The organism is Nocardia sp. CDC153 (assembly GCF_035818515.1).
In the GTDB taxonomy this organism is placed as follows: Bacteria; Actinomycetota; Actinomycetes; order Mycobacteriales; family Mycobacteriaceae; genus Nocardia.
The window spans coordinates 909,785-922,248 of the sequence record NZ_JAYKYU010000001.1; the positions used below are offsets into that span (position 1 = coordinate 909,785).

The 12,464-nt window shown below is 70.5% G+C and carries 9 protein-coding genes; 5 read left to right on the forward strand and 4 right to left on the reverse strand.

Going from position 1 to position 12,464, the window contains the following annotated elements:
* Positions 1-2 precede the first annotated feature (2 nt).
* On the reverse strand, positions 3-3,785 hold the full coding sequence (locus tag VMT65_RS04130) for a bifunctional RecB family nuclease/DEAD/DEAH box helicase (protein ID WP_326306564.1): 3,783 nt from the start codon (positions 3,783-3,785) through the stop codon (positions 3-5).
* 390 nt (positions 3,786-4,175) lie between these two features.
* Between VMT65_RS04130 and VMT65_RS04135 the strand changes: the two genes are divergently transcribed.
* Both VMT65_RS04135 and VMT65_RS04140 read left to right on the forward strand, forming a co-directional pair.
* Entirely contained in the window at positions 4,176-4,892 is a 717-nt protein-coding gene (locus VMT65_RS04135; RefSeq protein ID WP_326306565.1) for an alpha/beta hydrolase, read from the forward strand.
* A 39-nt stretch (positions 4,893-4,931) separates the two neighbouring features.
* Complete coding sequence (locus VMT65_RS04140; RefSeq protein WP_326306566.1) at positions 4,932-5,459, forward strand: gamma carbonic anhydrase family protein; 528 nt, start codon at positions 4,932-4,934, stop codon at positions 5,457-5,459.
* Here VMT65_RS04140 and VMT65_RS04145 read toward each other — a convergent pair.
* The gene (locus VMT65_RS04145; RefSeq protein ID WP_326306567.1) at positions 5,443-6,072 is read right to left on the reverse strand and encodes a phosphoribosyltransferase; all 630 of its coding nucleotides are present in this window, start codon (positions 6,070-6,072) and stop codon (positions 5,443-5,445) included. The two genes, VMT65_RS04140 and VMT65_RS04145, sit on opposite strands and share 17 nt — an antisense overlap.
* Before the next feature lie 44 nt (positions 6,073-6,116).
* A complete protein-coding gene (locus VMT65_RS04150; protein ID WP_326307435.1) occupies positions 6,117-6,920 on the reverse strand; it encodes a carbon-nitrogen hydrolase family protein in 804 nt (267 codons plus the stop codon).
* Between the two features lie 272 nt (positions 6,921-7,192).
* On the opposite strand from VMT65_RS04150, the gene VMT65_RS04155 reads away from it, so the two are divergent.
* Positions 7,193-8,995, forward strand: coding sequence for a DEAD/DEAH box helicase (locus VMT65_RS04155; RefSeq protein ID WP_326306568.1), 1,803 nt, complete (start codon positions 7,193-7,195; stop codon positions 8,993-8,995).
* Between the two features lie 62 nt (positions 8,996-9,057).
* On the opposite strand, the gene VMT65_RS04160 is transcribed toward VMT65_RS04155, so the two are convergent.
* Positions 9,058-9,849, reverse strand: a complete 792-nt coding sequence (locus VMT65_RS04160; protein WP_326306569.1) for a hypothetical protein — start codon at positions 9,847-9,849, stop codon at positions 9,058-9,060.
* A gap of 161 nt (positions 9,850-10,010) precedes the next feature.
* Between VMT65_RS04160 and VMT65_RS04165 the strand changes: the two genes are divergently transcribed.
* Both VMT65_RS04165 and VMT65_RS04170 read left to right on the forward strand, forming a co-directional pair.
* Positions 10,011-11,180: an acyl-CoA dehydrogenase family protein gene (locus VMT65_RS04165; RefSeq protein WP_326306570.1), complete on the forward strand. Its 1,170-nt coding sequence runs from the start codon at positions 10,011-10,013 to the stop codon at positions 11,178-11,180.
* A gap of 9 nt (positions 11,181-11,189) precedes the next feature.
* Positions 11,190-12,317, forward strand: coding sequence for an acyl-CoA dehydrogenase family protein (locus tag VMT65_RS04170; RefSeq protein WP_326306571.1), 1,128 nt, complete (start codon positions 11,190-11,192; stop codon positions 12,315-12,317).
* Positions 12,318-12,464: the final 147 nt, after the last annotated feature.

The following is a 12,464-nucleotide window of genomic DNA, read 5'->3' on the forward strand; positions in this document are numbered from 1 at the left end:
TGCTAGACCCGGTCGAGTTGGAGGACCGCGGCCAGGTCGGAGAGTTCGGCCGTGGTCGCCGGGAGGTATTCGGTCAGCAGCGGTGAGCGCACGATGATGGCCGACCACATGGCGCGCGAGATCGCGCTGGTGAGCCAGTGGCGCGAGAGCAGTGCGCCGATGCCGTGCGGGGCGTCCTCAGGGGCGGAGGTGGTCATGGAGACCAGCACCACCGCGGCCTCGCGGCCCTGGAAGTGGTCGGGGGTGCCGACCAGGACGTCCTCGATGCGCGCCCGCGACAACAGGGTTCGAATGCGCGCCACCTGGGCGTGGTAGGGCGCGACCACCAGAATGTCGTGCGGGTGCAGGCGGCGGGTGAGCGCGCCGGTGTGCCACGGCAAGCCGAGCAGCGTGCGCACCTGACGCACGATTTCGCGTGCCTCCTCGGCGGATTCGGTGCTGTTGCCGTGATGCTCCACCGGCACCGTGCGCACGCCGGGCGGAATGCCGTCGAGTTCCCGTGCCAGGGTGACGGTTTCATTGGAACGCAGCCGGTTGTCGTAGCGCAGCCGCGACACCGGGCCGCACATGCGCGGGTGCATGCGCCAGGTGCGGTCCAGGAAGTAGCCGTAGGCGGCGGGCAGCGTGCGGTGCGGGCCGAGCAGACGGCCCAGCACGGACTGCGCGATGGGCTCGGGATGCGCCCCGCGCCCCGACGGCGGCGCGGGATCGCCGACCAGCAGCAGATTGCGCGCGGACACCGCCACCGCGATCGCCTCGGCCAGCGGGAACTTCCCGGCGTCCACGATGACCAATAGATCCAGGCTGTCGCGGGCAATGCGCTCGGGATCGGTGAAGTCGCTCGAAAGTCCGCCCACCACACAGCCGTTCACCGCATTGTCGAGAAATCGTGGATAGCGCGAGGCCTCGATGGGCAGCCATTCCGGCGCCACCGAGCGGGTATCGGCCTTGGCCACCAGCTCCGGCAACACACCCACCTGGACGACGGCGTCGAGCACGTGCTCGACCACCTGGTGCGAGCGCGCCACCACGCCGACCCGCCACCTGTACCGGGTCACCAGCCTTTCCACCGCGCGGGCGGTGGTGTCGGTCTTGCCGGTGCCGGGCGGGCCCTGCACGGCCGCATAGGAATTGTCGAGATCCAGCACGGCCGCGGTGACGGCGGCGGCGTGATCGCCGAACACCTCGGGCAGCGCGTCGCCCGTGCGCAGGCGGGGCGGGCGGCGGCAGAGGATGTCGAAGACGGCCGTCTCGGGCACCTGGGGGAGGGTGACCAGCAGCTGATGCGCGGTGTCCTCCAAGGCTTCCGACAGGTGCACGTCGTGGCCGGGCGGGCAGGGCGCGATGGCGGTGGGCAGCTCACCGTAGGGCTCGCAGCCCTCCGGCAGTTCCTCCACCACGCGCACGACGTCTTCGAAATTCGTGTCCAGCGCGCAGCCGAGCACGGTGGCGCAGGCGGTGGCGCGCAGGCCCGGGGTGACGGCCATGCCGGGCGCGGGCCGGTCGTAGAGGGTGAGCACCTGGGTACCCGGCGGCGGTGCGTTACCGGTGCCGAGGCGTCCGGTGAGGGTCAGATAGCGCCGCATGGGGCGCTGTCCGGTGCTGTGCCAGTCGGTGTCCACCGATCCGGAGTCGGCGACGAGAACCCCTGCGGTGTCGGCCCATTCGGCCACCGGGTGGTCGAGCCGGTCATCGTGCGCCCAGCGCAGCGGCCGCCGTTCGCGTCGGTGATAGCCCAGGGCCGCGGCCGTCAGCCCCGCCGCCTCCTGCGCCTCGCCGCGCTCGATGCCGTCGCTCTCCGCGAATTCCCGCAGCGCGGCCTCGATGTCGTCCGGTCCGGTCTCGGCGTAGTCGTAGGACCAGCGTCGCGCCGGGGCCACCCGGTGCTCGTCGGCCAGCTCGAGCAGCCAATCCCGCAGTCGCAGTACGGCTTCGGCCCCGTTCTCGCACTCCTCTTGATTCGGGGGCAGCTGATGCAGGTCGTAGGATCGCTCGCCGACCACCAGCGCCGCGCGCACGATCGGGTACAGATCCACGAGCGCGGGCAGCAATTCCGCCACCACATCCTCGCCCTCGGAATCCCGCTCGCCGATCGCGTGCAGCAGCCCGCGCAGATCGCCCCGATAATGGTGAATCCGCAAGTCATTGCACTCGCGCTGCCGCTCCTGGAGGAACCCCAACAGCTCCTCGGCGTCATCGCGCCGCCGCGCTGCCCGGCCGACCCCGTCCCGCTCGTCGACCCGAATCACGAAGACCCGCTCCACCTTCGGCGCGGCCGGCTCGGCCACGAACCCCAACGCCACCGTGCTCACCCCGGGCACCGGCCCCGGATCCACGGTGGTCACCGCCGCGTGCGCGGCGTCCTGGGCGCGCTGTTCGACTGCGGCACTGGCCGATTCGCTGATCGCACCCGGGTGAGCGGCGGCCTCGGCGGCAGCGGTCGGGCGCGTGCCGACCAGGTCCTCCGCGCGCGTGTCCGAGAGCTCGAGCGCGCGGGCGGTGGTGGGGCCGACCGGATGTGTGGCCGAGCGGATGGTGACGACGAGATCGCCGGTGGCGCAGGCGATTCCGGAGGGGGAGCGGAGGAAGCCGGACTCGGGGGCGCAGGCGGGGGTGACACTGACGAATAGGTCGCCTCGGGTGGGGGCGGGCAGGGCGGCGAGGGCGGCCGGGTCGATGAGACCGTGTACGGGGCGATCGGTGCGCTCGCGCAGGATTTGGACTTCGGCCTGCAGGCGCAGGGTGGTCAGGGTGGCGGTCGGAATGCCGGTGACCACCGTGTCGGCCACGGCGAGTCGGTCCAGGGTGGTGATGCCCGCGTCGCGCAGGTGGGCCCGGGTGGCCGGCCGCATGCCCGCCACCAGCAGCAGGTCGCGGCGGGCCTCGAGTTCGGCGGTGCAGGTGGGGCAGTGGCCGCAGGCCAGGAACCGGCGGTCGCCCCACTGCACCGGCAGTAGCTCACCGAGCTTGGTGTCCACGATCAGGTTCAACCGTGCCCGCCGCGCCTGGTACACCACCGCCATATCGGCCAGCGGATGCCCGACCGCGACCCCGTCCTCCCAGATTCGCGCGTGCGGCGCGGCCCGGAACCCGTTGCGCCGCAGCGCTTCCGCCATGGCCGCCAGTCCCAGCAGCGTCGCGATCCGATCCCGCCGACCCGCCACCCCGGTCACCACGTAGTCGTGCGTCTCCGGCGAATGGTCGCGCACCAGGAAGTCACATCGAGCCACGAAGTCGCCGTCGAACGCGACGGCCCCCGCCACCGCTTCGGCATCCGACCGCAACGCCGCGAGCGTCTCCTCATGCGCCGCCCGCAATCCGGCCAGCGCTTCCGCCCGCAGATCCTCGGCCAGCACCGGGGTCGGTCCGCGGCGATCCGCGACCTGCCGTGCCGCCGCCGATGCGTTCGAACCCGATTCGCCCGAGCCGCCCGATAGCGCGGCCGCATCATCACGTGGCGTAACCCCGCTCGGCTGCGGCGCATGGTCCTGCGGCCGCGCCGCGAGATCGTGGGGGCGCGGGGTCGGTGCGGCCAGCCCGAGGGCGAGGTGGGCGGGTGGGGGTAGGTGAATGCGGGTGACGGCGGAGCCGTGGCGGTCGCGGAGATCGGCGAGGCGGTGTTCGACGGCCGGGTCGGGGGTGCGGGTGAGCGCGCCGGGGGACGGGGCGTCCAACGGCGTCACCAGTCCCAGTTCGGCGTCGAGCGCGCGCAGCAGCGCGAACTCACAGCGCGCCGCCGTCACCAGGTCACCGGTGCTGCACACGACACGATCACCGAACAGCATCAATCGCGGCCCTCCTGTGCCTCTCCTCCGCCGACACCCGCACCCGGCCGAAATGGTCCTCGCGGGAAGTGTCCGCGCGCGGCCGAGTCGCGCCATAGCGTAGTGACTGCGGGGCCCGTGGTGTGTCGGCAGGTGCGGCCGATTCGGGCCGGGAGCCGCGCCCGCAGCGGCCGAGTTCGCGGGCGGTGCGCGGGCGTTGTTGGGGGACAACACGACTCGGCCGCCCCACTTCGGCAGGTTGGCGCCGATCCGCCGGTCGGGGGTGAGAAACCCCACCGCCGGGTCCGGCGTGTCGCCGGTCACGCGCGGTTCGCCGGCTCCTCCTCATTACTCGTCAGTCGCCTCCGCGGAGTAGCCCCGCAACCCTGCCCGGTCTGTCACAATCTGCCGATGCTCTACCTCGCGGGCGCTCGCGGCCGCCTTCACTACCGACGATGGCAGCTCGACAATGCACAGGCCGCGCTGGCCCTGTTACCCGGAATCGGCCAGCACAGCGCGCACTACCACCGGTTCGCCAGGGCGCTCGCCGCCCGCGGAATCGAACTCTGGGCCCTGGACACCTCCGGCCACGGCCTCAGTGAGGGGGATCCGGACCGGCCGGGCAATATCCACGAATTGGCGGCCGACGCCAGACTGTTCCTGGAACAGGTACGGGCCCAAGCGAATTCCACGCCCTTCCTGCTGGGCCACTCGCTGGGCGCGGCCACCGCGCTGGCGGTGCTGCGGGACGCGGAGCCGGGCGAATTCTCGGGCCTGGTGCTGTCCGGCACGCCGAAGGCGGTGCTCGAGGGCAAGTCCCCGAAGTCCGCGCGCGGTGCCGACACACCCGTTCGCGCCCCCGCCGGTCCCCGCTCGCGGGCCGCGGTCGCGACCGAGCGGGATTCGGACTGGCCCGGCCCCCGCCTGCCCGAGGGCCTGCCGGTGCTGATCGTGCACGGCGAGGACGACCGCCGCGCCCCGCTCGACCCGGTCCGTGATTGGGCCGCCCAGGTCGGCGCGCGCTTCACCACCTACCCCCACGCCGGGCACGACCTGCTGCACGAACCGGTGCACGCCGAGGTCACCGCGGAGATCGTCGAATTCGTGCACGCCCGTTCGCTGGTCTGACGCCGCCCCTCGACCGCGTGCCGGAACTACGGTGGACCCGTGCCCCTCTATGAATTCGAAGGCAAGCGCCCGACCATCGATCCGACCGCGTTCATCGCACCCACCGCCACCCTGATCGGCGATGTGCGGGTCGAGGCCGGAGCCTCGGTCTGGTACGGCGCGGTGCTGCGCGCCGACCTCGCGCCCATCATCCTGCGCGAGCGCGCGAATGTGCAGGACAATGCCGTGATCCACGTGCCGCAGGACGTCGCGGTGGAGATCGGCGCGGGCTCGACCATCGCGCACTCGGTGGTGTTCCACGGCGCCACGCTCGGCGCGGAATCGATTGTGGGCAACGGCAGTACGGTGCTGGATCTGGCCAGGATCGGCAGCGGCGTCATGATCGCCGCGCACTCGCTGGTGGGTCCCGGCCAGGAGATTCCGGACGGTGTGCTGGCCGCGGGCTCGCCCGCGCAGGTCAAGAAGCCGCTCGACGGCACCCCGGCCGAACTGTGGGTCAAGACCAACCCCGGCTTCTACGCCGAGCTGGCCCAGCGACACCGCAAGGGCCTCACCGAGATTCGCTGAGCAGCTCGACCACTTCCGCGTCGGTGAGCTGGTGGAAGTCCCGATACGCCCCGCCGACCCCGCCCAGGGCGCGGGGCACCAGCGGGCACACCACCTCGTCGGCCACCGACCGAATCCGGTGCAGCGCTTCGACACTCGACACCGGCACGGCCACCACCACCCGGCGCGGCTCGTGCAGCCGCGCGATCTCGCAGCCGGCGGCCACGGTCGCTCCGGTGGCCATGCCGTCGTCCACGATGATCACGGTCCGGTCCTTCAATGGCAGCGGCGGGCTCGCCCGCAGGATGCGCCGCCGCCGTTCCAGCTCGGCGCGCTCCATGTCCTCGATGGCCGCCAGCTGGTCGTCGCTCACCCCGGTGTGCCGCATGACGTCGTAATTGAGCACCCGCACCTCGTCCTCGCCGATGGCGCCCATGGCCAGTTCCGGCTGCCACGGCACCCCGAGCTTGCGGACCAACAGCACATCCAGATCCCCGCCGATCACCTCCCGCACCGCCGCGGCCACCGGAACCCCGCCGCGCGGCAGCCCCAGCACCAAGGGATCCGCCGCGCGCAGGTGCTCGAGTCGTTCACCCAGCGCGCGTCCGGCGGCCCCCCGATCCGGATAGATCATCGCCATCCAGTTTAGGCGTCCGACCCCCCGTCGGAGCCCGCTCGCTACTCGCCGCGAATGGTGTAGCGGCGCAGGGACAGGCTCGGATTGGTGGTGCGGACCTCGCGCAGGTGTGCCAGATCGATGCGGGCGGTGGCGATGCCCGGCTGGTCACCGAGTTCGGCCAGCACCGCGCCGGTGGGGGAGACGATCATGGAGGTGCCCGCGCCGCGGGGCGCGGCCTGGTCGGCGGCGGCCACGTACATGGTGTTCTCGATGGCCCGGGCGCGCAGCAGCGTCGTCCACTGATCGACCTTGCCGGGCCCGGGAATCCACTGCGCGGGCAACAGCAGCACCTGCGTCCCGGCCGCGGCCAGGCGTCGAATGCCCTCGGGGAACCGCAGATCGAAGCACAGCTGCATGCCGAACACGACACCTTCCACGGTGAAGGTAGGTGACTGGTCCAGCGGGCCGGGAATGAGCAGGTCGGATTCCTTCGCGCCGAAGGCGTCGTAGAGATGCACCTTGCGGTAGACCGCCGCGAATTCGGCGTCGGGCGTGGCGGCGACGAGGGTGTTGTAGACGTGCCCGGCGGGCTGGTCCGGGCCGCCGGTCTCCACCATGCCCGCCACCACGTGCACACCGAATTCGGCTGCGATGCCGCGCAATCCGGTGACGAACGGTCCGGTCAGCGGTTCGGCCGCGGCGACCGCCCGCTCGTCGAGGACCTTGGTGGCGAACATCGAATACTCCGGCGCCACCACCACCTTCGCTCCGAGTTCGCTGGCGGCCTTGACCTCCGCGCGCAGCGCGGTGAGATTGGCCACGGTGTCGGTGTAGGGATCGAACTGCACCACCGCCACGTCCACCGCGCCCGCGGGTTCGGGTGTGCCGCCGCGCCCGGCCTGCGCGGCGGTCTCGTGAACGGCCGTCGCCACGGCTCCCGAGCTGCCCGCATCGTCGGTGGCCAGGGTTCCGGTGACGTAATTGCGCACGGGTGTGGGTTCGGAATTGCCGAGTCCGGAAGGGGAACCGACGGTGGTCGAGACGGAGGGCGCGGGCGAGTTGTCCGGATGCACGACTCCCAGGGTATTCACCCGATGGTCAACCCCGCAGCTAGCAGGCAGTAAAATCCTCCGCAATGAGTACCTCACCGGCCGACAGCGTTCCCACTGACGACGAGAGGGACGTTTCCGGCCCGTCCTTCGCCGATCTCGGCCTCGATGACCGCATTCTGCGGGCCATCGCGGATGTCGGCTACGAATCGCCGTCGCCCATTCAGGCCGCGACGATTCCGCCGCTGCTCGAGGGTCGTGACGTGGTGGGTCTGGCCCAGACCGGTACCGGCAAGACGGCCGCCTTCGCCATCCCCGTGCTCCAGGGGCTGAACGAGCGCGGCAAGGCGCCGAAGGCGCTGGTGCTGGCCCCGACTCGCGAACTGGCGATCCAGGTGGCGGAGGCGTTCGGCCGGTACGCCACCCACATGCCCGGAGTGCACGTGCTGCCCATCTACGGTGGGCAGAACTACGCGGTCCAGCTGTCGGGTCTGCGGCGCGGCGCGCAGGTGGTGGTCGGCACCCCGGGGCGCGTCATCGATCACCTCGAGCGCGGCACCCTCGATCTCACCGAGCTGCAGTACCTGGTGCTCGACGAGGCCGACGAGATGCTCAAGATGGGCTTCCAGGAGGACGTGGAACGCATCCTGCGCGACACGCCCGCCGACAAGCAGGTGGCGCTGTTCTCGGCCACCATGCCGACGGCGATCCGCAAGATCTCCAAGCAGTACCTGAAGGAACCGGTCGAGATCACGGTCAAGACCAAGACCTCCACCAACACCAACATCACCCAGCGCTGGGTGCTGGTGTCGTATCAGCGCAAGCTGGACGCGCTGACCCGCATCCTCGAGGTGGAGCCCTTCGAGGCCATGATCATCTTCGTGCGCACCAAGCAGGCCACCGAGGAGTTGGCCGAAAAGCTGCGCGCGCGTGGGTATTCCGCGGCCGCCATCAATGGCGACATCGCGCAGGCGCAGCGTGAGCGCACCATCGGCCAGCTCAAGTCGGGCGTGCTCGACATCCTGGTCGCCACCGACGTGGCCGCGCGCGGCCTGGACGTGGAACGCATCTCGCACGTGGTGAACTACGACATCCCGCACGACACCGAGTCCTACGTGCACCGCATCGGCCGCACCGGCCGCGCGGGCCGCTCCGGTGACGCGCTGCTGTTCGTGGCCCCGCGCGAGCGCCGCCTGCTCGACGCCATCGAGCGTGCCACCCGCCAGCAGGTCACCGAGATGCAGCTGCCCAGCGTCGAGGACGTGAACGCCCAGCGCGTCACCAAGTTCCACGACGCCATCACCGAGAACCTGAACTCGGCGAACGTGCCGCTGTTCCGCAAGCTCATCGAGGAATACGAGCGCGAGCACAATATTCCGCTGGTGGACATCGCGGCGGCGCTCGCGGTCGGCGGCCACGAGGGCGACACCTTCTTCATGGAGCCCGATCCGGAGCCCGCGCCGCGTGAGCGCCGCGACCGCGATCGGGAGCGCACGCCGCGCTCCTTCGACGATCGCGGGCCGCGCGAGCGCCGCGAGCCGTCCAAGCATCGCCAGACCGGTGCGGAGCTGGCCACCTACCGGATCTCGGTGGGCAAGCGGCACAAGGTCGCTCCCGGTGCGATCGTGGGCGCGATCGCCAATGAGGGCGGCCTACGCCGCAGCGACTTCGGGCACATCAGCATTCGGCCCGACCACTCGCTGGTCGAGCTGCCCGCCGACCTGTCCGACGAGACCCTGAACGCCTTGAGCCGCACCCGCATCAGCGGCCAGCTCATTCAGCTCCAGCTGGATCAGGGCCCGCCCGGACAGCGCTCCATGAGCCGCGCCCCGCGCCGCGAGTTCCGCGACAGCAAGCCGCGCTACGAGCGCCGCAAGCCGCGCGCCTGAGGCGGTTCGAACAAACCAACGCCCGCATTCCAGAAGGAATGCGGGCGTTGTGTTTTCGAGGATCAGTTGGCCGGGGTGGCCGAACCGGCGTCGGGAGCCTGGGCCGGAGTTGTGGGCGCGGCCGGAGCGGGCGCGGCCGACGTGGTGGGGGCCGAGGCGTCCGGGGTGGTCGTCGGCGTCGAGGAGTCCGGCTTGGTGGGATCGGTGGGGGCCGGGGCGGATTGCGGGGCGGGCGGGGTGTCGGTCACGGTGAACAGGCCGACGGTGGGCAGGACCACACAGCGGGCGTTCGGGTAGTCGATGGTGCCCCAGAGGGAGGCGATGACCGTGCCCGCGCCGGTGTCGGCGGTCTTGGACAGCGCCGGGAGGTTGTACTCGGTCTGGTCGTCCAGGGCGGTGATGCCGCTGCGGCCGTTGTTCACATTGAGCCAGGCCACCGTCAGACCGGAGGCGAGCGGGAAGCCGTTCTGCTGGGCCATCGCCTGGAAGCTGACGCTGCCGGGCGGCAGCGAGGAGACGCCGTTCGCGCCCGAGACGCCGGTCACCGCCATGGCATTGGTCAGGCTGAAGGGCATGTTGAAGCCGCAGCCCAGCGTGGGAGCCAGGTACGAGAACGGCGTGAACTGAACGTTTTCCAGCTTCGCGGCGGTGACCAACTGGTCGGCCCGGGCGATGTTCGCGACCGCGGTCTTGCCCGCGATGTCAGTGCCGACGGCCTGGGTGAGCTGCTCGATGCCCAGCTCGGCCGGGGTTTTGGGCTGGTCGGCGGTGGCCGTGGTGCTCGCGCCGAGGGTCGCCGTCGCGGTAAGGGCCGCGACCGCGAGGGCGCGCCGGGACAGGTTCCAACCGTTCACTCGTGCTGCTCCTCATCGGAAACCGGATTCCACGGCAACGTACCAGCTCCACTCGAGAGCCGCCGCGCTGCATCGGTCGCTCGGTGTGATCCGGCCGACACCCGATTCATTACCGGGGGGTAAGTTTATTGGCGACATCACAGCGACGCTCGGGAGAAGCAATGAAGCTGGCCCTATCACCCGATGAGGTGAAATTCCGGGACGAACTGCGCGAGTTCTATCGGACCAAGATCCCGGCGGAGATCCGCGACCGCGTGAAGTACGGTCTCGAACTCTCGCGCGATGACATCGTCACCACCCATCGCATCCTCAACGAGAACGGCCTGGCCGTGCCGAAATGGCCGGTGCAGTGGGGCGGCAAGGACTGGACGCCCATGCAGCGTCACCTTTGGGAAGACGAGATGCAGCTGGCCTCGGTGCCCGAGCCGCTCACCTTCAATGCCCAGATGATCGGGCCGGTGATCGCTCAATTCGGTTCGGAGGAGATGAAGCAGCGCTTCCTGCCGCCGACCGCCAACCTCGACATCTGGTGGTGCCAGGGCTTCTCCGAGCCCGACGCGGGTTCGGACCTGGCCTCGCTGCGCACCACCGCGGTGCGCGACGGCGACTCCTACATCGTCAACGGCCAGAAGATCTGGACCACCCTCGCGCAGTACGCCGACTGGATCTTCTGCCTGGTGCGCACCGATCCGGCCGCCAAGAAGCAGGCGGGCATCTCGATGCTGCTCTTCGACGTGAAATCGCCCGGCGTGACGATTCGGCCGATCAAGCTCATCGACGGCCACCACGAGGTCAACGAGGTCTTCTTCGAGAACGTCCGGGTCCCGGCCGATCAGCTGGTCGGCGAGGAGAACATGGGCTGGACCTACGCCAAGTTCCTGCTCGGCAACGAGCGCACCGGCATCACCGGCGTGGGGCGCACCAAGGTGAAGCTGGGTGTCGCGAAAGAGTATGCGGCCCAGATTCGTTCGGGCGGTGGGACGCTGCTCGAGGATCCGGTGTTCGCCGCGCGGATCGCCGAGATCGAGAACGAGCTGCTGGCGCTCGAACTGACCCTGATGCGGGTCGTCTCGAACTCCAGTGACGGCAAGCCGAATCCGGCCTCCTCGGTGCTCAAGCTGCGCGGCTCCGAGCTGCAGCAGGCCGCCACCGAACTGCTGCTCGACATCGCCGGACCCGACGCGCTGCCGGTCGACGCCGACGACATCGCCTCGCCCGGCTGGGCGCAGCGCAGTGGCCCCGGCTACCTCAACTACCGCAAGACCACCATCTACGGAGGCTCCAGCGAGGTGCAGCGCACCATCATCGCCTCCACCATCCTCGGATTGTGAGCCGCCGCCATGGATTTCGAACTCACCGATGAACAGGTCATGCTGCGCGAGACGGTCCGGGACCTGCTGGGCCGCGCCTACGACCCGGAGAAGCTGCTGAAGGTCACCGACACCGAACTCGGCTGGAGCCGCGAGGTGTGGCGACAGCTCGCCGAACTGGGCGTGCTCGGACTCGCCTTCGCCGAGGAGGACGGCGGGGTCGGCGCGGGGCCGGTGGAGACCATGGTGGTCATGGAGGAGATCGGGCGGCGCAATGCGCCCGAGCCGGTCCTCGACGCCGTGCTGATCCCGGGCGGGCTGGTGGCGGCCGCGGGTACCGCCGAGCAGCGGCAGCGGGTGCTGCCCGCGGTGGTGGGCGGGGAGAGCCTGCTGGCCTTCGCGCACGATGAGCCCGGAAGCCGTTGGCCCGCAAGCGAGCTGGCTACCGCGGCGGTGCCGGACGGGGACGGGTATCGCGTCACCGGCGTCAAGAATCCGGTGCGGCACGGGGACTGTGCCGATCGGCTCGTGGTCAGTGCGGCATTGCCGGGTGGCGGCATCGGCCTGTTCCTGATCGCCGCCGACGCCGAGGGCGTCACGCGCACCCCGTACCGCACCTTCGACGAGCGGCGGGGCGCGCAGATCGAATTCGCCTCCGCGGCGGCCGAACTGCTCGGTGCCGGTGGGGACGCGCGGCCGGTGATCGATGCGGTGACGGCGGCCGCGCAGGCCAGTCTGTGCGCGGAGTCGCTGGGTGCGATGGAAGAGGCGATGCGGCTGACCACCGAATATCTGAAGACGCGCAAGCAGTTCGGGGTCACGCTGTCCAAGTTCCAGACGCTCACCCAGCGTGCGGCGAACATGTACGTGTCGCTGGAATTGGCGCGCAGCATGAGTCTGTATGTCACCGCCGCCGTGGCGGACGGCTCGGTCGATCAGGTGGCCGCCTCCCGCGCTCGACTCCAGGTGGGTCGCTCCGCCAGGCACATTGGGCAGGAGTCCATTCAGATGCACGGTGGGATCGGCATCACCACCGAGTATCCGGTCAGCCACTATGTGGCGCGGCTGACCGCGATCGCGCGGACGCTGGGCAGTGATCTGGAGCATCTGCGCGTGCTCGCCGACCGCGTCGGCGACTACACCCTCGTGGAGTTCTGAGCTCGCGTACGCTCGGCGCGCGCCCGGTTCCGGACCGGACGGGGCGCGCGCCGGTTGGGCGCGTCGATCACGCGAATGCATTGTGGCAGAACGCATCTCGGCGTTTGCTTGCTGGGGTGCATGCTCGGGATCGCGCGGGGGTGCGGA